This is a genomic window from Shewanella sp. GXUN23E, from assembly GCF_050865035.1.
Lineage (GTDB): Bacteria > Pseudomonadota > Gammaproteobacteria > Enterobacterales > Shewanellaceae > Shewanella.
This window is the reverse complement of sequence record NZ_JBOZWP010000003.1, coordinates 97,134-118,494: the sequence shown is the minus strand read 5'-3', so window position 1 is coordinate 118,494 and position 21,361 is coordinate 97,134. Positions and strand designations below refer to the sequence as shown.

The following is a 21,361-nucleotide window of genomic DNA, read 5'->3' as shown; positions in this document are numbered from 1 at the left end:
TGTAACGCAAGCTCGTGAGCCGTCATTGGTTGGAAGTGACAACGCCCTCACAGAACTGACATTAGGTTGGTTTTCGGTTTCAAAAAGATTCTTCTACTACACTTTATCAGTGGCTTAGGGATGTTTGTCTGTCGGTTTCGGCAGGTGCGGTCGGTTCCTGGCCCGCTATCAACCTCCACATCTTGCAGGACAGGGATATGTTTATTTCCATAAAAAGTCGTTTGATTACCGGCATTGTTGTGCTCTTGCTGCTGCTGTCTGTGACCGCTGCCACCGGTCTTTATTTTGTTTTCCGCCTGGACAGCAGCATCAAGAGTCTCAGCGAAGATGTCACGCCCACCATTGAAAATACCGATGACATGATTGCGTCGCTGTGGGAGCAGGGCAAAGTTGCCAACGAGATTATGGCATCAGAAAGCATGACTGAAATGGTGGAGCTTAAGGGCCAGATACCTGAGCTGGATAAGGTATTTGATGAGTCTCAGTCAGCGCTGGTTGGGCTGCTATCCTCCGAAGAGCAAACGGTTTTGCAGCGTGCGGTAAAGGCCAATGAGTCCCTGAGCCGCAACTTTGATTTGATGTTCCAGGCGCATTACGACGAATTGCAGGAGGAAGAAAAGGGTAAGCGGCTGCTGGTCGAATTTGATGATCGCGGAGCTCTTATCATTACTGCCCTGGATGAATTTGCCAATGAGAATGAAGCGGAAATGGCCAAAGCGATTGAGCAGGGCAGCCAACTCGCTCAACGTAGTGGTACGACGGCCACTGACATTGCCAATATCATCAAAGACCTGTTTGAGCACGACTATCCTGTGGTGGAGGCGGCATTGAAGCTGCAAAGGTACGTGATCGAAATGCAGGACACCGCCGGAGAGTACCTGGCGGAGGAAGATGCCGGCAAGCTGCCGGATATTCGCCGCAACTTTGATGCCTTGGGGAATCAGGTGCTGGAATTGATGGTGATTCTGGATCAACTGGCTGAATCTGAAGAAGATAAGCAGGATGCCGTAGACTTGCGTCAGGCATTTGCCAATTGGCAGAAACTGGCACTGGAAGACGAAATGCTGTTTGATACCTATCGCGATCAGCTGGAGCAGGAAACGGCCGCTGATGGGTATACAGAAGCGTTGGAAGCCAACATCCGCGAGGCGGACAAGGCACTGGAAACCTTGTCAGCTGCGGCCGATACCATCTCAGACAATGCTGATGATCAGGCTGCGACCTCTGTGGCTTCAGCTATGACAGTCATTGGCGGCGTTTGGTTGTTGGCGCTGGTAATGGGTGGCGTTATTGCCATTGCATTGATCCGTGTAATTCTTGGGCCAGTAGAGCAATTGCAGCTGAGTTTGCAGAGCATTGCCAAAGGCGATGGCGATCTGACTCAAAGGGTCAATGACTGCGGGGGCGACGAGATCTCTCTGCTGGGCAAGTCTTTCAACCAGTTTGTCTCCAAAATTCAGGCGTTGGTGTCTGATATATCCAGGGAATCAGCGAATCTGGATGCGTCCATTTGTTCTATCTCCGGCCTGTCGAGCCGAATCAGTACTGGTGTTGCGCAGCAAAGTGAGGAAGTCGATACCGTAGTACAGTCAATCAATCAGGTGAATGAGGCGGCAGACAGCATCTCTGTCAATGTCACCAATTGTGCTGAAGCTTCCCAGGCCGCCAGCGATGATGGCCAGTCGGCTCGTGAAGTGGTGCAGCACGCCATCAGGGCGGTAACCGGGTTGGCCAACAATATTGAAGAAACCACGGTGGTGATTGAGCGACTCAACACTGAGGTTGCCAACATTGTGTCAGTGCTGGAGGTGATCCAGGGAATTGCCGAGCAAACCAATTTGCTTGCGCTTAATGCGGCTATTGAAGCAGCCCGTGCCGGTGAGCAGGGACGGGGATTTGCGGTGGTCGCCGATGAAGTTCGCACTCTGGCATCGCGCACGCAAAGCTGTACCAATGAGATCCAGACCATGATCGACAGCCTGAAAAAAGGAGCCAATGATGCGGTGGAATCCATGGGGCGCTCGAAAGATGGCGGCGTCAATACCGTGGCTTATGCCAGGGATGCCGGGGAGGCGCTTAACCGCATATTGGCGGCGATCAGCAATCTCAATAGTATGAATGAGCAGATTGCCACGGCTGCCGAGGAGCAGCGTGCGATAGTGCACTCTGCGACTCACAATGCCAACCACGTCAAAGAGATAGTGGAAGACAGCATGGTTGCAGTACATGAGAATCAAACCTTTACCGATAACATGAACCAATCTGTGTCGCGGCTGAATAAGTTGGTGGGGCAGTTCAAGGTGTAATGAAACAGGCCGCTGGATAAGCGGCCTGACTTCTTTTGGGGCAGGGACCATGTATCCCGGCCACCAACTCATCTCATAGTAACAAACTCTTCTGCGCCGGTTGGGTGGATGGCAACTACAGCATCAAAGTCAGCTTTGGTGGCACCCATCTTAATGGCAACGCCAAAGCCCTGCAGAATTTCATCCATGCCAAAGCCAATGCCATGAATGCCAACGACCTGCTCATTGTCTCCGGCACATACCAGCTTGAATTTGCACTCCTGACGATGTGCCGTCACGGCGGTGTACATAGAGGCAAAGGTTGAGGTGTATACCTTCACATTTTCTTCGCCGTACTGTTCTTTGGCCTGTGGCTCTGTCAGCCCCATGGTGCCAATTGGCGGGTGACTGAATACCACAGTGGGCACCAGTGAATAATCCATGGCGGCATCATGCATATTGTTGAACAGGCGTTCGGACAGCAGACGACCGGCTTTTACCGCGACCGGGGTCAGCTCGATCCCGCCGGCCATGATATCGCCGACACAGTAGATGCCTTCGGCAGAAGTGTTTTGCTGCGCATCAGCGAAGATAAAGCCACGCTCATCCACTGTGACATCGGTGTTTTCCAGACCTATCCTGTCGGTCGCAGGTTCGCGGCCGATGGCCCAAATCAGGCAATCCACTTCATAGCTTTCGCCGTTTTCCAGCGTCAGTGTCAGGCTGCCATCGGCATTTTTCACCACTTCTTTGGGAATGCTGAAGGTATGCAGGGCTGGGCCTTCTTTGGCCATGAAGCCGGTCAGGGCATCAACCAGCATAGGGTCGAAGCTGCGCAGTGGCCCATGTTTGCGTACGAACAGATGGGTTTCAGTGCCCAGTGCATGCATCACCCCGGCGATTTCCACTGCGATATAGCCAGCGCCCACTACCGCCATGCGTTTGGGCTGCTCAGTCAGTTCGAAGAAACGGTCTGAGTCAATACCATACTGTGCACCCGGGATATCCGGAATAGAAGGACGGCCGCCGGTGGCAATCAGAATATGATCAGCAGTGTAGTGCTCACCGTTTACTTCAATGGTGTGGTTATCCACAAAGCGGCCATAGCCGTTAACCACAGTCACTTTATTATTGCCAAGGCCACGCTCATAGGCGCCGTGAATGCGGTCGATATAGGCGCTGCGGCTGGCAACCAGAGTTTGCCAGTCGAATTTGTTGATGGTGACATCGAAACCATAATCCTTGGCGTACAGGTTCATGGCTTCAGCCACCTGCGCGCCATACCACATCACTTTCTTGGGAACGCAGCCCACATTAACGCAGGTACCGCCCAGTTGTTTGGCCTCGATCAGCAATACCTTTGCGCCACGTATGGCGGCGCGGTTGGCCGAGGCGATACCGCCGCTGCCAGCTCCCAGACAAATATAATCAAAGTGTTGTGCCATTTTGGTCTCCATGGTTACCAGGGGCGTATGTTGCGAACTGTGGCCGACCTCTGCGAGGGGGAAGCCTGCACCGAGATCGCACGGGACTGATCCGCGTCTTCCTTAGCCACTGGTTTGCTTGTTATCGAGCCGAATACTGCCAAAAACTGTCCATGAGTGACAGCCTTAATTGGTTTTTGGGCGAGATAGATTTACTTGGCGGATTGGGGCAGGGACGTTCGGTTATCTTGCCTGACATTTGTCGTGATCGCCGCTGACCGGGCCTTCAGCACCGCACTTGAGGCATTGCCATTCCTGAAATCTGACAGAATATTCATCCTGTTGATGACCGTATTTTTGCTTTAGTGTGGACTCCAGTTGCTTCAATCTTTGATCCAGCCAGCGGCAACTTGGGTCATTGGCGACACTGTCGCGATTGGCCAACGCCTGTTTGCGGCTCAGCTTTTTGGCTGGCTGCGATTTTACTTTGGTTTGTTTCTCCTGCTTCGCAGATATTGGGATTAACTCAGGGGCAGGCAGTTCCAGGGCACTTTCAGTCTGCTGTGGAATGGCGATGGGATTGCCATTGGCATCAAGCACAGTATCCAGTGGCAGGGGCTCTTTGGCGCCAACGGTCAGGGTCACCAGTAACAGCCCCGGAAGCAGCCAGTGATGGCAGGGACTCATGGCTAAAAGTCCCAGATCAGAAACAAGCCACCCCAGGTGATATCCGAACCTTCCGGAACCAGATTGGTATCACCGTACTCACGGCGAATGTCCGTGCCTTCAAAAGCGTGGTGTAAATGCACACACAGCTCCACGGCTTCGGTCCATTGCCAGATGAGTTCAAGCCCTACCTGTCTGTGGTTATCGCCATTGTGATCGTCGGTGACATAGTCATAGTCAAAGCCCTGCAGTATGTAGGGCACCAAAGTGAACTCTTCATTGATCTGCCATTCATGGGACAGTGCCAGTTCGACAAAGTAGCCGGAGTTTTCCGTGGCATAGGTGTAATTCAGTGATGGTGTCAGCCAGCTCCAGCCAATGTAGGCAAGGTCAGTAAAGAATTCGTTGTCCCGGGCCCGTTCGACACCGTAGAACTCAATATGGTGGTAACCCACAGACCATTCGAAGTCGCCTGTATTTTCAAACGCATACTCAATCCCGAATTTTGTTTCGGTATAGTTGAGACCATCGCCGCGGTTGAGTTCCGTGTACAGGGTTGTCTGTTGCCAGGATGCGCTTAATATGGCCCAGTAGCGGCCGGCGTCATTGTCGAAACGTCTGCCCTGCTGAACATAGTTGCTTTCCCAGCCAATAACGGCCTCGTAACTGAGCGGGGCAGCCTGAGCCGTTGTTATCAGGCAAGCCAAAGCGATAAACAGCGAAACTTGTCTCATCGGTCGTCCATGATTTACTGAAAACATTGTGTTTTGAGTGTAGTTCCGTCACACCGGCGCTGCCACTTGCGCTGTCAGGCGGGGGGGACTGTCGATGATATTTCAAGGATTACTGGCGGCCGGATGTCATTTGCCCCGACATCTGTCCAGATCTCCCCGCCCAGGTCCATCCGTGTCACATTTCAGACAGCGCCACTCCTGCTCGCGTATGCGCAGCTCCTGTTGGTGATGCCCATATTTTTGCGGTGGTACGTTTTCCAGTTGCGTCATTCGTTGATCTAGCCATCGACAAGAAGGGTCGTTGGCGACAAAGGGCCGGCGGCTCCACTGCTGACGGTTGTCATTGTGCGGGAATATAGCTGCTGCCTGTGGTCGTTGGTGGCTTGGTTTTGCGCCAGACCGTGACGACGATGACATATTCATTATGCTGGCAGCATCTGAACGTATGGGCAGAGGATTACCGTCGGCGTCAAATGCTCCCACAGGTTTATCTCCCCACATCACCGGCGCATCCTTGATGTGCCTGGTGTTATTAGCGGGCTGTAGATCCTTGGCCTGTATAGGAAAAATAACGATTAATAACAGTGTCGCGGATAGCAGATATTTCATGGCGTCCTTGCCTGCAGCAGCGGTGAATGGGAACGAGTTTACATCCTGAATGCTGAAAATCCATTGCAGCAATCGACATACTGAGCCTTGAATAACGCATCTTCAACCCTTATCTATACTTGCAGAAAAGTCGTTATTTATTGAGGGACTCCCATGACCAATCCATTGCTGAGCAATACCGAGCTGCCGGTTTTTTCGCAAATTAAACCGGAACATATTCAGGAGGCTGTTGAAAAGGCCATTCAAGATTGCCGCAATAAGGTTGAAGAGGTCACCTCCCGTGGTCAGGGCTACACCTGGGATACCCTGGTGATGCCACTGGATGAAGTGGATGATGCCCTGAATAAAATCTGGTCGCCTGTGTCCCACATGAACTCAGTGCTCAGCACCGAAGAATGGCGCGCTGCCCACGACGCCTGCCTACCGCTGTTGTCAGACTATGGCACCTGGGTGGGTCAGCATCAGGGGTTGTATCAGGCATACAAAGAGCTGCATGAATCGGCTGACTTTGCCCATCTGAGCAAGGCGCAGCAAACCTACATAGAACACAGTCTGCGTGATTTCGAGTTGTCCGGTATTGGCCTGGAAGAAGAACAGAAAGTGCGTTATGGCGAAATTGCCAAGCGTTTGTCTGAGCTGACCAGTACTTTTTCCAACAATGTGCTGGATGCAACCCATGCCTGGGAGAAGTTGATCACGGATGAAGCTGAGTTGGCCGGTTTGCCTGACTCAGCCAAAGCGGCTGCCAAAGCCATGGCGCAGGCTAAAGATCTGCAAGGCTGGTTATTTACCCTGGATTTTCCATCCTATCTGCCGGTGATGAGTTACAGCGAGAACCGGGCATTGCGTCAGGAAATGTACACCGCCTACGTCACCAGAGCCTCTGATGTGGGACCCAACGCCGGTGAGTTTGATAACTCAGAGGTGATGAATGAAATTATGGCGCTGCGTCATGAACTGGCGAACCTGCTGGGCTTTGACAGCTATGCGGATAAGTCACTGGCCACCAAAATGGCGCAATCCCCGGCGCAGGTCATGTCATTCCTCAATGAACTGGCACTGCGATCCAAAAAGCAGGGCGAAGCTGAACTGGCTGAGCTGAAAGCCTTTGCCAGGGATGAGTTTGGTGTGGATGAGCTGGCCCCCTGGGATATTGGCTATTACGCAGAGCAGCTACAACAACATAAGTATCAGATTTCTCAGGAAACTTTGCGACCATACTTCCCTGAGGATCGGGTGCTGTCCGGGTTGTTCTATACCGTTTCCCGTCTCTTTGGTTTGACAATAGAAGAGCAAAAAGACGTTGACCGCTGGCATCCGGATGTTCGCTTCTTCCAAATTTATGATGCCCAGGGTGAGCATCGTGGCAGCTTCTATCTGGACCTGTATGCCCGCAGTGGCAAGCGTGGCGGAGCCTGGATGGATGAGTGTCGGGTACGACGCGCCACCGGCCAGGGACTGCAACAGCCAGTGGCTTATCTGACCTGTAACTTCAACGGTCCGGTGGATGGTAAGCCGGCACTGTTTACCCATGATGAAGTGACCACGCTGTTCCATGAGTTTGGTCATGGTATTCACCATATGCTGACCCGTATTGATGTTGCCGGGGTATCAGGTATTAACGGTGTGCCCTGGGATGCGGTCGAACTGCCCAGTCAGTTTATGGAGAACTGGTGTTGGTCTGAAGAGGCGCTGGTAGAAATCTCCGGCCATTATGAAACCGGTGAACCTCTGCCCAAGGAAATGCTGGATAAGATGCTGGCGGCCAAAAACTTCCAGTCCGGCATGATGATGCTGCGTCAGCTGGAGTTCTCGCTGTTCGACTTCCGTATTCATCTGGAATATCAGCCTGAGTTGGGGGCACGTATTCAGGAAACCCTGGATGATGTGCGCCGTCAGGTGACTGTGGTGCCTGTGGTCGACTTTAACCGCTTCCAGCACGGCTTTAGTCATATCTTTGCCGGCGGTTATGCGGCGGGTTATTACAGCTACAAGTGGGCGGAAGTGTTGTCTGCCGATGCCTTCTCGCGCTTTGAAGAGGAAGGTATTTTCAACCCGCAAACCGGCGCCGACTTCCTACACAATATTCTGGAAATGGGTGGCAGTGAAGAGCCTATGGAGCTGTTTAAACGCTTCCGCGGTCGCGAGCCGGAGATCGATGCGTTGCTGCGCCACTCAGGTATCGCCGCCTGATGTGTTGACACTGTGATATCTGGAAAAAGCGGCTTCGGCCGCTTTTTCTGTTTAACGCTGTTGTAAAATTGTTACCAATTGCCGGTTTATTTTCCGGGCATGGCTGGGTAGATTGAGGCTTAGCCAAATTCGACAGGATGTTGTTTATGCCCTTGCTGCCATTTATTTGTTGTCTGATCCTGCTGTGGTCGTTTTCCTCGTTTGCTCAGGCAAAGGCCGATATAAGTTTTGATGAACAGACCCTCAGTGTCCCGTTCAAACTGACCCACAAAGTCGCACCGGTCGACCTGTTGCCTGCACCCGGCAAGGAATTACTGGTCATCGGCGTTGATGACCTGCAGCAGAAATGGCTGGCGGTGTTTGCGCAAAGTGACGCGTCCCGTCCTGGCATCTATCAGTTGCAGGGGAAGATGGCGATCCCTCCGGATATCTACCGGTTTGATATTTATCAACCTGATAAGTCTGACCATGAGGTCGGGCAGGTATTTTTTCTGGCCAGCGATAAGCTGTATCGACTCAATCCCTACTCGCTGAGCGACAGCAGACAAAGCCTTGAACCTATATTGTCTGTGCCTTCCATGTCATTGCAATCCCGGGCTGATTTTATGGTTCGCGGCAATCTGGTGTATGCGCTGGATGATAATCCGTTGCCGGATCTGCTGGTTCAGGGACTGCAGGGCGTCACTGTGCTTGGCAATGTGGGGCCTGCAGGGCCAGCCAGCGTTCAGCAACTGCCGGTTATCCCTCATATGTTGTTGTATCCCAATGGTGCCAGATATATGCAGCCAAGACTCTTCAGCCTTGACGCCAATTTTGATGGCCTGCCGGATCTGCTCAGTGTCGGCGAAGGCGATCTGCAGGTCTTTTTTCAGCAGGCTTCCGGCCGTTATGTCTCTCTGCCCGACTATCTGGCCGTCAGCCAGCCGATCAACGGATTGGAGTGGTGGTGGCAGCGTGATGCCTGGGGCGAGGAGCCGGATCAAAGCAAGCTGGTACACCGCTTTGTCGAGGACGTGAAGGATGTGAATGCTGATGGCATCAGCGATTTGGTGGTGCGTTATGCCCGCAGCTCAGGTGTGCTGGATCGGGTCAATGACTATGAAATCTATTACGGCCTTAGGAATGACGGTCGGTTGGGATTTGGTCGCGAAGCCGATACCCTGATCAGTGGCGAAGGTACGCTGACCGGATTTGAGTTTGTTGATCTGGATGGAGACAACCGGCAGGAAGTTCTGGTCGCAGGATTTGATATAGGTTTGTCGCAGGTGATAAGCGCGTTGCTGTCCGGCAGTATCGACGAGGATGTGTACCTGTTTAAGCTGGATGAAGCCGGTCAATACAGTAAAAAGCCCGGATTTGCTGACACGGTCGAGCTGAGTTTTTCTATTTCGTCCGGTGAAACTGGAGAGCCGGTGATTTTACTGGCGGACGTCAATGGTGATGGTTTCAGGGATCTGCTGCTGTCGGGAGATGAGCAGCATCTGAAAATATTTCCGGGCAAGGCCGGGAGCGGGATGTTTGACAACCGCAATAATAAAGTCAGGTTGCCGTTGCCGCAGAAAGGCAATCTGCTGCTGGCCGATGACATCAATGGCGATGGCCGGGATGATTTGCTGATCAGTTATGGCCGGCAGGCAACGGCAGCGCAGCAAACCAGTTTTGTGGTGCTGACATCAGTAGCCCCCAGATAATGCATTTGTGGCTGTGATCAAATTCACGCTTTTTATCTGGTAAGACCTCTGCTAGCCTTGTGGTTCTTGATGGCTAACAGGTGTTGAGTGGTAAGGGAATGAATCTGATTTTCAGGATGTTATGGTTGTTCATCTGGCGTGTACGGCACTGCCGGCGGATTGGTTTTCTGGGGACCAGTGTGATCCGTTATCGGGCCTTGCCTACCGACTGTGACATCAATATGCACCTGACCAATTCCCGATATCCTTCATTTATGGATTTGGCCCGCACTTACATGCTGGCGGAAATGGGGTTGCTCAAGGCGTTTCTCAAACGTGGCTGGATGCCGATAGTCAACGCCTCTGAGTTTACGTACATTCGTGACATAAAGCCTCTTCAACAGTTTGATGTTGAGAGTAAAGTCGTCGGATGGGATGACAAGTATTTCTATATCGAGCAGCGCTTTGTGTCTGAGCGCGGACTGCATTGTATTGTTCATGTCCGGGGCGTTTTTGTGTGTCGGGGTCATCAGGTGCCCATCAGCGAACTTGTTACTGCAGCAGGGTATTGCGGCGAACCTCCGGAACTGCCGCCGGAAGTGGTGAAATGGAAGCAGTTTCTGGACCTTAAAAAGGCCCGCAACTTGCCGCCTCAGGCGGCATAAGCTGTTAGCCGGAGCGATCCGGCAAGGACTGCTCCTCTTCAAGCTCTGCCAGCTCCAACTCCTCCAGTACCAGCGACCATGAGCCCCGCAGATTGCCCTGATGTTGGTAGCGACTCAGGTGGGTCAGCTCTGTCAACTGCTGATGTACCCAGGGGTGTCTCAGGCAGGGCAGCAATGCGCAGTCAGCCAGGGTGAAGCCATCGCCGCAAATCCAGTGATGGTTTGCCAGCTGATTATCCAGCTCCATCAGAAACTCCTGCAGCTGCCGTTCTATGCGCCGCAGTTGCAAAGGCTGCGGCTGGTGGACGGCAAACTCCTGTTCACTGTCCAGTTGGCTCAACGGCAGGTTGAGATCGTTGTCGATAAGCCGGTCAAACAGCCTGACCTGTAACTCCAGATTGTGATTGATGGGCAGCAGTCGGGTACCGCTGTCGACGCTGTTGTCCAGATAATCGATGATAATGCTGGATTCCGGCAGCACATGGCCATCTGACGCGCAAAGCAGTGGCAACTTTCCATGGGGGTAGTGGGTCAGATAGTTCTCCCTGACCCCGGGGATTCGCAGATCGGTCACTCTGGGGAAAAAATTAACCTGTTTTTCGTACAGGGCAATCAACACTTTCTGGGAATGGCGTCCCAGCGGGAAATAGTACAACTCCAAGAATACAGCTCCGACACATGGCCCTGTATTAACTCTAGTCCCGGTTTATCAGCTGTACACTTTTTGACTGAGAAACTCGGCAAAAGCACGGACTTTGGGTGGCATTCCCTCTTCAAACCTGTGGGTGAGGAAGATACCTCCGGCCTGCAGATGATAATCGGGCAACAGCCGCTCGAGCCGACCTGCAGCCAGCTCACCACGCACCAGTGATTCTGCAATTGGCGCAATGCCCAGTCCCTGCATCACCATTTGCAGCATGCCGACGGTCTGGTTGCAGACCTGGTGTGGGGTAACGCGGATGCGGAATTCCTGATTGTCACTGTTGCTCAGTACCAGCGGGCGGGGCATCAGATGATGGCCGGCGCAAATCCAGCTGTGTTGCTCCAGATTATCAGGATGAACTGGCCGGCCATGACCGGCAATATACTCGGGGGAAGCCACCAGAATTTCCTGATAATCCACCAGCTTAAGGTGTTGCCACTGGGCATCGGTCTGAGCACTGTTGGCTCCTCTGGCTTGCCCGGTATAAACCGCCAGATCGATATGATGTTCTTCCAGGTTAAGACGCATGTCTTCAAGCTGCAGATTGATCCTGAGTTTGGGATACTGACGGCAGAATTCGCCAAGGCGGGGCAATATATGGCTTTGTCCAAGGGCATTGGGGACACAGATTTTCAGGCTTCCCTGCAAATCGGCGCTCGCCGGGAGTCCGGCTTGCTGTGCCTGCTCTGCCAGTTGCAGCAGTTCAGCGCAGTATTGGTAAAATCTGCGTCCGGCTTCAGTCAGGCACACCTTGCGGGTGGTACGCTCCAGCAAACGGTTATCCAAACGGGTTTCCAGCTTTTTTAAATGCTGGCTGACCATAGAGCGACTGACACCAAGTTTATCGGCGGCCCGGGTAAAGGAGCCCTGTTCCACAACGGTGGCGAATACCAGCATGCGATAGAGTTGAGAAGCGTCCATTTCTGCTCCGACTTGTTATCCCTGATAAACAAATTAGCCGATATTCTGATAATTATCTAATTATTCAGCGGGTTTGAATCCCCGCCCGGCCGGAGTAAAGTGAGGTTCACTGATGTTGAATTGCGGGCAGGGATTTATGGAATCATTCAAACAGATTTATCAACGGGCTGCTGAGCGTAAAGGTGGGGCCGCTGCGCTTGAGGCTTTGCTGCCGTCGGTACGTCAGCCCGAGGAGATTGCTGCCCTTGGCGATGACAGACTGTTGTCTGCCATGAGTATGCAGGTGATGAAAAGCGGTTTTGTCTGGCGGGTGGTCGACCACAAATGGCCAGCCTATGAAGATGCATTTTTTGGGTTTATGCCGTTCAAAGTGCTGATGATGTCGCCGGAGCAGTTATCCCAAAGGGCCTCAGATCCGACGCTTATCCGTCACGCCAAAAAGACCCAGGCGATTTATGATAATGCGCTTATGGTGCAGGAACTGGCCGACAAACACGGCAGCTTTGCCCGCTTTATTGCTGACTGGCCCACAGATAACATCACCGGCCTGTGGAGCGAGCTGAAAAAACGCGGCGTGCGCCTGGGGGGCAATACCGGCCCTTACTTTTTGCGCAGTATCGGCAAGGATACCTTCCTGTTGACCGGTGATGTGGAGTCCTATTTCAAAGCGCATAAGCTGCTGGATGCCAGCGCCACCTCCCAAAAAGGGTTGGCACAGATCCAGTCTGCTTTTAATCAATGGCAGCGGCAGTCGGGGCGACCGCTGGCGGAAATCAGTCGTATTCTGGCCTGCAGTATGGGCGATAACGTTCTGTAGCAACCAGCACTGCAGGCGCGAGGAACAGGGCTGGCGAACCATAGCGTTGGCGGGACGGCTTAAAAACGCTTGCTGACGCCGAACACCAGCCGGTCATCGAAAATCAGCGTTTGGGTGCCATAGACTTTGTGGTCTTTGTCCACTGTGCTGCCGTGGTATCTGAGGTCAAAATCCAGTCCTATATATTGGGTATTTACCCCGAGATTCCAGTGACCCCAGCCTTCGGCAGCATCGTCGGCGTCATACAGATCCTGATAACCCACTGAGCCTGACACAGTCAAGTTAGCGGCGAGTTGATAGCTGGGATGCAGAGCATAGTTCACGCCTTTCCAGCCATCAACGCCGAACCAGTCATCCAGAGTAGGGGTAATTTCGACCTGCAGATTGAGATCATCGAAGGCTTTACTGACCCGCAGCCACAACTCGGTGTAATTGGAGTAGGACGCGCCCGGGTACAGATAGGCAAACAGCATCACGTCATACTGAAATCCGGAATTACCAATTTCACCATATTTACCGAAATAAGGCGCGGTGACGATTTCCAGATTGGGGTCCTGAAACTTGATGTTGGATGCAAAGGCACCCAGATACCAACCGTTATCATGGGTCCAGCCAAGGGTGCCCTGAACGACCGGAACTTTTCCATCCTGAGTTTCTGACTCACCCCGAAACACATAGTCGGTGGCAAAGGTGAGTTTGCCGCCAATCGTGCCGCCGGCAATCCGGTTATCATTGATTTCATCAGCCATCCCCATCAGCGGCAATGTAAGCCCCAGGGTCAGTGGTATCAGGCGATTCATCATATTCATACTCCCTTTCATTATTTTAGGGAAATGCAGCTGTTGTTTTGAACAGCGCAGGATTTAAGCAGCCACATTCTGATCTTTTTCAAAAGATAGACGGCCAAACACCATTTCTCCATCCGATGCTGCCAGCATCGCGCTTGCTGTTGTCCCTTTAGCATGTAAGCCGTGGCTTAACAGAGGCATTGGGACTGATTGCTCAGCGTGATATGCTGTTATCGCTTTGTAGCTCGGATGTATGTGTTGTTTGTGATCTGGCTCAACATCAGCAGCACAATAACATGCATGAAATCGGCTGGGTATTGGACTACTGGGTTAATCTTCAGCAGTACGTTTTGTTAGGCCTGAACAAAATGATTTTAAACAATGATTTAACATTTGGTGTTGGATTATTTTAATATTTTCATTCGTTTACACTTTTCAGTCTTATATCCGCTTGTTGATACACAGGCTGTGTGAGATAAATGCTCGCTAAATTTTATCCATACTAAATTTTCATGCTCCCGGCTAAATTTTAGCCTGGAGTTTTGGTGCTTAAACTCAGGAGTTCAGATGCGGCAAATGCTAACTATTGCCACAGTAATCGCTGCGGCACTGTGGATCGTAGGGTGCGATTCTCAGGAACAACAGGCACAGGCGCCGGCAGGTGCTCATGCTGTGCCGGTCGACGTGATCAAGGTGGCCACTGCACCACAGGCGATCACTCTGGAGTTGCCGGGGCGCAGCCGTGCTTACATGGAAGCTGAAGTGCGTCCTCAGGTGAGCGGTATTGTTGAAGCCCGCACTTTTGTTGAAGGTGGTGAGGTTCAGGCCGGACAGTCTCTGTATCAAATCGATGCCGCGACCTATGAGGCTGCTCTGGTCAGTGCCAAGGCTGAGCTGGAGCGCGCCAAAGCGGCGCTGGCTTCCACCAGGGCGACCGCAACCCGTTTTAAAGAACTGGTCAAGACCAAGTCGGTCAGTCAGCAGGACTATGATCAGGCTCTGGCTGCCTATCAGGAAGCTGAGGCCAGCGTAGCCATGGCCAAAGCCGCCATCAACACTGCGGAAATCAACCTGCAATACACCAAAGTTGAAGCGCCTATCTCCGGTCGCATCGGTAAGTCCAATGTGACGCCGGGTGCGCTGGTGGGGGCCGGTCAGGCACAGGCACTGGCGATGATCTCCCAGCTGGATCCCATCAATGTTGATATCGTGCAGTCGAGCACTGAAATGCTGCGCCTTAAGCAACGTATTGCCAATGGCACTCTGGTACAGCCGGAAAATACCAGCGTGACGCTGATCCTGGAAGATGGCACTGAATACCAGCATAAGGGCAAGCTGCAGTTTGCCGAAGTGACTGTGAATGAAAACACCGGTGCCGTGGGGTTGCGTGCTGAGTTCCCGAACCCTGATGGTCTGCTGTTGCCTGGCATGTTTGTGCGCACTGTATTGAATGTGGGCACTGCTCCAGAAGCGATTCTGGTTCCTCAAAAGGCCATTACCCGTAATCCCAAGGGGCAGGGTGTTGCCATGGTCGTGAACGCAGAAAACAAAGTTGAGCCACGCATGGTTGAAACCGCTGAGGTTATCGACAATCAGTGGCTGGTGACCAAAGGTCTTAAGGCCGGCGATCAGATCATTGTCGCCGGACTGCAGAAGGTCCGCCCTGGTGCGCCGGTTGCACCTACGCTGATCACCAAGGCTCAGGCAGAAGCACAATAAGTTAAGGCAGTTTTATGGCTCGATATTTTATTGATCGCCCGATTTTTGCCTGGGTGATCGCCATTATTATTATGCTGGCGGGGGTGATGGCCATTAAAGGTCTGCCCGTGTCCCAGTATCCCAGCATTGCGCCGCCAACGGTGGCAATTAAGGCCAACTATCCGGGTGCTTCTGCCAAAACAGTAGAAGATACGGTGACCCAGGTAATTGAGCAGCGCATGACAGGTCTGGACCATCTGCGCTACATCAAGTCCACCAGTGACAGCTTCGGTAACGCCGAAATCACTCTAACCTTCAACGCTGAGGCAGATCCTGATATCGCTCAGGTACAGGTGCAGAACAAGCTGCAGCTGGCGATGCCTTTGCTGCCTCAGGAAGTGCAGGCGCAGGGTGTGAGTGTGGCCAAGACCAGTGCTGGCTTCCTGATGGTTCTGGGATTTGTGTCTGAAGATGGCTCCATGGACAAGGCGGATATCGCCGACTACGTGGCGGCCAACATTCAGGACCCCATGAGCCGGGTATCCGGTGTGGGTACCATTCAGCTGTTCGGTGCCCAGTACGCCATGCGTATCTGGCTGGATCCGCTGAAGCTTAATCAGTACAACCTGACCACCAATGACATCATCATGGCGATCCGTGAGCAGAATGCTCAGGTCTCTGCCGGTCAGCTGGGTGGTACGCCTTCGGTGAAAGGCCAGGAGCTGAACGCGACCATTTCGGCCCAGAGCCGTCTGCAGACGCCGGAAGAGTTCCAGAAGATTGTGCTTAAGTCAGATCCTACCGGTGCCAAGGTGTTCCTGGGGGATGTGGCTGAAGTGGAAGTGGGCGCTGAAAACTACATGGTGACCTCGTTCTACAATGGTCGTCCAGCAGCCGGTATGGCGATTCAGCTGGCAACCGGTGCCAACGCACTGGATACCGCCGCGGCGGTGATGGCCAAAGTGGATGAGATGAAGCCCTTCTTCCCGCAGGGACTGAACGTGGTCGTGCCATTTGATACCACGCCATTCGTGGGCAAATCCATTGAAGGCGTAGTACATACTCTGCTGGAAGCTGTGGTGCTGGTGTTCCTCATCATGTTCCTGTTCCTGCAGAACTTCCGCGCCACGCTGATCCCTATGATTGCAGTGCCAGTGGTATTGCTGGGTACCTTCGGGATTCTGGCGATCACCGGCTTCTCCATTAACACCCTGACCATGTTCGCCATGGTACTGGCCATTGGTCTGTTGGTGGACGATGCCATCGTGGTGGTGGAGAACGTGGAACGTATTATGGCTGAAGAGGGTTGCAGCCCGCTGGAAGCCACCCGCAAGTCGATGGACCAGATCACCGGTGCCTTGGTGGGTATCGGCCTGACCCTGTCTGCGGTATTCGTGCCAATGGCCTTTATGTCGGGCTCGACCGGCGTGATCTACCGTCAGTTCTCTATCACCATCGTATCAGCCATGGCGCTGTCGGTATTGGTGGCAGTGATTCTGACACCGGCGCTGTGTGCCACCATGCTTAAGCCAATCAGCAAGGGGCATACCCATGCCAGCACTGGTTTCTTTGGCTGGTTTAACCGCACTTTTGAGCGCTGGACCTCCCGTTACGAAGCCAGTGTGGCGGCGATTATCAAGCGCACCGGCCGGGTATTCGTCATCTATCTGGCACTGGTAGTGGCAACCGGTTGGGTGTTCCTGCGCCTGCCTACCGCCTTCCTGCCAGACGAAGACCAGGGCGTTATCTTTACTCAGGTAATTCTGCCTGCCAACTCGACTCAGGAAAGTACCCAGAAGGTGATGGACAAAGTGTCTGACTACCTGCTGGAGAATGAGAAAGAGAACGTGCAGTCGGTATTTGCGGTATCCGGTTTCAGCTTCGCCGGTATGGGTCAGAACATGGGTATCGCCTTTATCGGTCTGAAGCCCTGGGATGAGCGTACCGAGCCAAGCCAGAGCGTGGAAGCGATTGCGCAGCGGGCAATGGGCTACTTTATGTCCATCAAGGAAGCCTTTGTATTCGCCTTCGTACCGCCAGCGGTACTGGAGCTGGGTACTGCCAACGGTTTTGATATGTTCCTGCAGGACAAAAACGGTCAGGGCCACGATGCACTGATCGCTGCCCGTAACCAGCTGCTGGGTATGGCGGCGCAGGACAAGAACCTGGTAGGTGTACGCCCCAACGGTCAGGAAGATGCGCCTCAGTATCAGCTGCACATCGATCATGGCAAGCTGCGCGCACTGAGCCTGAGCATTAATGACGTTAACGCTGTGCTGGCAACCGCCTGGGGCGGCAGCTATGTGAATGACTATATCGACCGCGGCCGGGTGAAGAAGGTGTTTGTACAGGGTGAAGCCCAGTACCGCATGCAGCCTGAAGATCTGGATAAGTGGTTTGTGCGTAACAGCAAAGGCGAAATGGTGCCATTCTCGGCCTTCGCCACCGGCAGCTGGGAATATGGCTCGCCACGTCTGGAGCGCTTCGGTGGTTTGCCGGCGGTGAACATCCAGGGCTCCACTGCGCCGGGTTACAGTACCGGTGCGGCCATGGATACCATGGAGCAGTTTGCCAAGCAGCTGCCTGCTGGCTTTGGTATCGAGTGGAACGGTCTGTCCTACGAGGAACGTCTGTCCGGTAACCAGGCTCCTGCGCTGTATGCCCTGTCGGTACTGGTGGTATTCCTGGTGTTGGCGGCGCTGTACGAGAGCTGGTCAGTCCCATTCTCGGTCATTCTGGTCATTCCACTGGGGATTATCGGCGCGCTGCTGATGACCTGGGGACGTGGTCTGAATAACGACGTGTTCTTCCAGGTGGGCCTTTTGACCACTGTTGGTCTGGCGACCAAGAACGCCATTCTGATTGTGGAATTCGCCAAGGAATACTATGAGAAAGGTGCCACGCTGGTGGATGCGACCCTGCATGCGGTGCGTGTGCGTCTGCGCCCGATTCTGATGACCTCGCTGGCCTTCGGTCTGGGCGTAGTACCTCTGGCCATCAGTACCGGTGTGGGTTCTGGTGCCCAGAATGCCATCGGTACCGGCGTAGTGGGCGGTATGCTCAGCTCCACCTTCCTGGGTATCTTCTTCGTGCCACTGTTCTTCGTGATCGTTGAGCGAATCTTCAGTAAGCGCGAGCGCGATGCCAAGAAGGCTGGCAAATCTGAGTGATTTGCTGACACTTGATGTGATTGAAAACCCGGCTTTTACGCCGGGTTTTTTGTTTTCGTTTGGGCAACGAAAGGGTGCCTTTAGATGCCAAGCTGCGCTTGGATATACCTTTTGCAGCTTTGCTACTGCGATCACGCAACATAATCGCCGTTCCGGCGATAGGAAGATCGAATCCTTCCAGGCTTCACCCGGGGAAGGGGCTTTGCTCGCCCAAAGCCCCCTCCACCCCAAAGGGCGCCCCAACCAACGCTGACAACTCCTCAGGTTTATGCTGAAAATTGGCTAACGCGACAGACGCTCGTCCATGATTCGACTGTCGCTGCTTCGGCATCCATGCCTCGCTACGTCATTTTCAGCAACACCCTCGGCAGCGTCGGACGGGGACTGGTGTATCCCTCCAAACCGCAAATGCCCCAAAGTTACATATTTGAGCCGGTTATCCCGTTAAATCGGAGATAACAGGAAACGACTCCTGTTATCGCACACGGTACATTCACGTTTATCTGCTGGACTGCTAGAAAGTGTCGATTTTTCAGCATATTGCTGATAACGTTTATCCAATAAGCGTGACTGGTGCGCGAGATAACGAGACGTCTCGATTTGTCCGTAAAGTTATCTATCCATAGAGACGTTAAGTAGCAGATTTTTGTGACAAAAACGGATGGATAGCGTGGTCGCGCAAAAGTGGATAAACAGGCCGTCCGGTTATTCAGATAAATAGGCGTTCTCGTTATTAAAATGTTATAGCTCCGAATCGTCGAGGATAGAATGTCATACGCCCTAATCGATAATGCTTCTCTGACTGCTGTAGAAAGAGCAGTTGGACGAGTTGTTGTTAAGAACCCCGATACTATAAATGGCGATTTGGTAGCTTTTGAAAATCTTATACAGGCCATCCTTTTTTATGATGACTTGATATGCGTAGACAACTACAAGGAAGAGCATAGGGATTCAAGAATAAAGAATTTTGATTTTATTAGATTCCTATCACCAAATTCTTATGGTCTTGATCAAGTAGATGCCTTGTCACAAAAGCAGGCAAGGTCAATTAAGCCTGAAATACGGGGCGGGGAGTTTGCTGATGATGATTTTCGTGAGTTAGTAGAATTATTGAAGCTCAATATGGTTTGCACATGGGATATGCGGTCCAGTGTTTACTATTTAACCATGAAGATGTTAGGTCAACCGAATACCCCAGAGTACGAAAAATACAGTGAATTAAGCTCGGCTATTTTCAATGAGTTATCCGACGTTGGTTCAACGAAAGGGTACTGGTCAACTAATGCCACCTTGATCAGCTCTAAGGGGCATGTGCATACATCTGAGGAATTCCAAAGGCAAGTAGATGGGCTAGGCGGTGTTACTCGCCCTTTAGAAATGTTTATTGCTTCTCTGAACTGGCTTGCTTTTAAATCAATCTACTACAGTATTGCCGCGAAGCATTTGCGGGCTGATTCTTTTATTCATCCAATTAGGCATGCTTATCAGCTACATTGGATGAAAAAGACAGGGGCTTTTGGTCATGATTTCTCCGCAAAAGTACTGTCTAGTCTTTCACAAAAGATATCCACATCAATTTCTGAAGTTGTAGATCATGGTCGAGCTGCGACTGTAAGTATGGATATTCCCATTTTTAGTGCTTGGCTTGCACAAGAATCAGGTGGAATACAAAATTCTATCGGTGCAGCGTTAGAAGTTAAGAAATCCAATCATTTCATTGTTGCTAGAGAAACGCTTCGAGAAATAAAAATTGCTTATGATGAATCTGGTCTAGCTAAAGGGAACGCCAAGACCACAAAGCTGCTTTCTGAGTTAGATAAAATATCAGGTGATTTAAAAAGGACTTATGGAGTTCCTTCTCCTCAAGGAATACAAGGCAGCTTTTTGATTAAAACAATAAATTCGTTAACTTCTCCCTTCGGAATTCCAGCCATACCTGATAAGGAATTCGCTCTTAGCACACCGGACTTTATGAAAAGCAATCAAAGTAAAGCCTTTTCTACAATATTCAAAGATGTCGCCAATGAGCTTACTTCTATAGAGCGTTTAGGCGGGCATAGAGATTTACTGGCCTCTCAGTTTCAAATCGATGATGAGTATTACACTGCACCGAAAACGGAAGATCCCCAATTCCGTAGGGCAAGTTCCAGTTGGAAACTTCCGATGTAAAGCTATAACAAGGCGCTGCTGTCGGACAAATTTTCCGCTGCGCTCCAAATTTGCCGCAGAGCGCGGCGTTATCCAGTGTAACTCCTGTCCCGAACTTAGCTGAGTAGAGGGTTCTACTCAGCTGTATTGATATCGCTTTTTGCTACAGATAAAAATCTCTGATGCCTTGTAGTAGATTGCTGACGGCTACTGCGGCGAGGATGAGGCCCATGACGCGGCTGATGATGGCGGCGCCGACGTTGCCTATTAGCTTCTGGATTTTGGTGGCGCCCAGCAACAGCAGCAGGGTAATGACCATCACCAGCAGCATGATGCCTGCGGTAATTGCCTGATCCACAAAAGAGTAGCGCGCGTTATCGGTCAGCATGACGATGGCCATCATGGCGCCGGGGGAGGCGATGGAGGGGATTGCCAGCGGATAAACCGCCAAGTCTGCCAGTTGTGAGTGGCTGATCTCTTCACTCAGTCGGGTTTCCTGATCTGGCTTGCTCTCACCAAAAATCATGCTCAGGGCAAACAGCAAAAGGACCAGTCCACCGGCGGCCTGAAAGGCGGGCAAGGGGATCTGCATGGCTTCCAGCAGCAGTTGTCCGGCAATCAAAAAGAACAGCAATACACCCGTGGCGATACCCACAGCTTTGAGTGCGACCAGGCGTCTATGCTTGGCCGACAAATGCTGGGTTTGTGACAGATACACGGGGACTGAGCCGACCGGATCGATTACGGCCCACAGAACAACGAACTGAGTAATGAGTATGCTGAGCAAGGTGTTCTCCGGTAGGGATCAAAGACCTGAGCATAACATTGACTGGCTGAATCCTGCTTGACTGACGGGCAATAAATGCCGGT

General features: G+C 52.2%; 15 protein-coding genes. 8 read left to right on the top strand and 7 right to left on the bottom strand.

Translation table 11 applies throughout. From position 1 onward, the window contains the following. Positions 1-197: 197 nt before the first annotated feature. Positions 198-2,306 carry a methyl-accepting chemotaxis protein gene (locus tag ACRRUX_RS04260; protein ID WP_432527509.1) on the top strand — a complete coding sequence of 703 codons (2,109 nt, stop codon included), beginning with the start codon at positions 198-200 and terminating at the stop codon, positions 2,304-2,306. A gap of 68 nt (positions 2,307-2,374) precedes the next feature. Here ACRRUX_RS04260 and gorA read toward each other — a convergent pair whose 3' ends face one another. From gorA to ACRRUX_RS04245, 3 genes are all read right to left on the bottom strand, one after another. Next, positions 2,375-3,730, bottom strand: coding sequence for a glutathione-disulfide reductase (gene gorA, locus ACRRUX_RS04255; protein WP_432527507.1), 1,356 nt, complete (start codon positions 3,728-3,730; stop codon positions 2,375-2,377). A gap of 222 nt (positions 3,731-3,952) precedes the next feature. After that, positions 3,953-4,396 carry a hypothetical protein gene (locus ACRRUX_RS04250; RefSeq protein ID WP_432527505.1) on the bottom strand — a complete coding sequence of 148 codons (444 nt, stop codon included), beginning with the start codon at positions 4,394-4,396 and terminating at the stop codon, positions 3,953-3,955. A gap of 2 nt (positions 4,397-4,398) precedes the next feature. Next, complete coding sequence (locus ACRRUX_RS04245) at positions 4,399-5,109, bottom strand: hypothetical protein (protein ID WP_432527503.1); 711 nt, start codon at positions 5,107-5,109, stop codon at positions 4,399-4,401. 762 nt (positions 5,110-5,871) lie between these two features. Between ACRRUX_RS04245 and prlC the strand changes: the two genes are divergently transcribed. The 3 genes from prlC to ACRRUX_RS04230 all read left to right on the top strand — a co-directional run bounded on the left by prlC (position 5,872) and on the right by ACRRUX_RS04230 (position 10,246). After that, positions 5,872-7,911, top strand: a complete 2,040-nt coding sequence (gene prlC, locus ACRRUX_RS04240; protein WP_432527501.1) for an oligopeptidase A — start codon at positions 5,872-5,874, stop codon at positions 7,909-7,911. A gap of 146 nt (positions 7,912-8,057) precedes the next feature. Next, on the top strand, positions 8,058-9,602 hold the full coding sequence (locus ACRRUX_RS04235) for an FG-GAP repeat domain-containing protein (RefSeq protein ID WP_432527499.1): 1,545 nt from the start codon (positions 8,058-8,060) through the stop codon (positions 9,600-9,602). Between the two features lie 98 nt (positions 9,603-9,700). Next, complete coding sequence (locus ACRRUX_RS04230) at positions 9,701-10,246, top strand: thioesterase family protein (RefSeq protein ID WP_432527497.1); 546 nt, start codon at positions 9,701-9,703, stop codon at positions 10,244-10,246. A 4-nt stretch (positions 10,247-10,250) separates the two neighbouring features. Here the strand turns inward: ACRRUX_RS04230 and ACRRUX_RS04225 are convergent, their stop codons facing one another. Then, a complete protein-coding gene (locus ACRRUX_RS04225; RefSeq protein ID WP_432527495.1) occupies positions 10,251-10,907 on the bottom strand; it encodes a glutathione S-transferase family protein in 657 nt (218 codons plus the stop codon). A gap of 48 nt (positions 10,908-10,955) precedes the next feature. Continuing rightward, the gene (locus tag ACRRUX_RS04220; RefSeq protein ID WP_432527493.1) at positions 10,956-11,870 is read right to left on the bottom strand and encodes a LysR substrate-binding domain-containing protein; all 915 of its coding nucleotides are present in this window, start codon (positions 11,868-11,870) and stop codon (positions 10,956-10,958) included. 136 nt (positions 11,871-12,006) lie between these two features. Between ACRRUX_RS04220 and ACRRUX_RS04215 the strand changes: the two genes are divergently transcribed. Further along, positions 12,007-12,687, top strand: a complete 681-nt coding sequence (locus tag ACRRUX_RS04215) for a DNA-3-methyladenine glycosylase I (RefSeq protein WP_432527491.1) — start codon at positions 12,007-12,009, stop codon at positions 12,685-12,687. A gap of 59 nt (positions 12,688-12,746) precedes the next feature. On the opposite strand, the gene ACRRUX_RS04210 is transcribed toward ACRRUX_RS04215, so the two are convergent. Beyond that, positions 12,747-13,490 carry a TorF family putative porin gene (locus tag ACRRUX_RS04210; RefSeq protein ID WP_432527489.1) on the bottom strand — a complete coding sequence of 248 codons (744 nt, stop codon included), beginning with the start codon at positions 13,488-13,490 and terminating at the stop codon, positions 12,747-12,749. A 552-nt stretch (positions 13,491-14,042) separates the two neighbouring features. Here ACRRUX_RS04210 and ACRRUX_RS04205 point away from each other — a divergent pair. The 3 genes from ACRRUX_RS04205 (at position 14,043) to ACRRUX_RS04195 (ending at position 20,512) form a co-directional block, all read left to right on the top strand. Next, positions 14,043-15,194, top strand: a complete 1,152-nt coding sequence (locus ACRRUX_RS04205; RefSeq protein ID WP_432527487.1) for an efflux RND transporter periplasmic adaptor subunit — start codon at positions 14,043-14,045, stop codon at positions 15,192-15,194. Between the two features lie 14 nt (positions 15,195-15,208). Continuing rightward, on the top strand, positions 15,209-18,343 hold the full coding sequence (locus tag ACRRUX_RS04200) for an efflux RND transporter permease subunit (RefSeq protein ID WP_432527485.1): 3,135 nt from the start codon (positions 15,209-15,211) through the stop codon (positions 18,341-18,343). 768 nt (positions 18,344-19,111) lie between these two features. Next, positions 19,112-20,512, top strand: a complete 1,401-nt coding sequence (locus ACRRUX_RS04195) for a hypothetical protein (protein ID WP_432527483.1) — start codon at positions 19,112-19,114, stop codon at positions 20,510-20,512. A 142-nt stretch (positions 20,513-20,654) separates the two neighbouring features. On the opposite strand, the gene ACRRUX_RS04190 is transcribed toward ACRRUX_RS04195, so the two are convergent. Further along, positions 20,655-21,278, bottom strand: a complete 624-nt coding sequence (locus ACRRUX_RS04190) for a MarC family protein (protein WP_432527481.1) — start codon at positions 21,276-21,278, stop codon at positions 20,655-20,657. Positions 21,279-21,361 lie beyond the last annotated feature (83 nt).

Excerpts from the sequence above, each read along its gene's own strand:
- ACRRUX_RS04260 (WP_432527509.1), top strand. The coding sequence starts at position 198 with ATGTTTATTTCCATAAAAAGTCGTTTGATTACCGGCATTGTTGTGCTC.
- gorA (WP_432527507.1), bottom strand. The coding sequence starts at position 3,730 with ATGGCACAACACTTTGATTATATTTGTCTGGGAGCTGGCAGCGGCGGT.
- ACRRUX_RS04250 (WP_432527505.1), bottom strand. The coding sequence starts at position 4,396 with ATGAGTCCCTGCCATCACTGGCTGCTTCCGGGGCTGTTACTGGTGACC.
- ACRRUX_RS04245 (WP_432527503.1), bottom strand. The coding sequence starts at position 5,109 with ATGAGACAAGTTTCGCTGTTTATCGCTTTGGCTTGCCTGATAACAACG.
- prlC (WP_432527501.1), top strand. The coding sequence starts at position 5,872 with ATGACCAATCCATTGCTGAGCAATACCGAGCTGCCGGTTTTTTCGCAA.
- ACRRUX_RS04235 (WP_432527499.1), top strand. The coding sequence starts at position 8,058 with ATGCCCTTGCTGCCATTTATTTGTTGTCTGATCCTGCTGTGGTCGTTT.
- ACRRUX_RS04230 (WP_432527497.1), top strand. The coding sequence starts at position 9,701 with ATGAATCTGATTTTCAGGATGTTATGGTTGTTCATCTGGCGTGTACGG.
- ACRRUX_RS04220 (WP_432527493.1), bottom strand. The coding sequence starts at position 11,870 with ATGGACGCTTCTCAACTCTATCGCATGCTGGTATTCGCCACCGTTGTG.
- ACRRUX_RS04215 (WP_432527491.1), top strand. The coding sequence starts at position 12,007 with ATGGAATCATTCAAACAGATTTATCAACGGGCTGCTGAGCGTAAAGGT.
- ACRRUX_RS04210 (WP_432527489.1), bottom strand. The coding sequence starts at position 13,490 with ATGATGAATCGCCTGATACCACTGACCCTGGGGCTTACATTGCCGCTG.
- ACRRUX_RS04205 (WP_432527487.1), top strand. The coding sequence starts at position 14,043 with ATGCGGCAAATGCTAACTATTGCCACAGTAATCGCTGCGGCACTGTGG.
- ACRRUX_RS04200 (WP_432527485.1), top strand. The coding sequence starts at position 15,209 with ATGGCTCGATATTTTATTGATCGCCCGATTTTTGCCTGGGTGATCGCC.
- ACRRUX_RS04195 (WP_432527483.1), top strand. The coding sequence starts at position 19,112 with ATGTCATACGCCCTAATCGATAATGCTTCTCTGACTGCTGTAGAAAGA.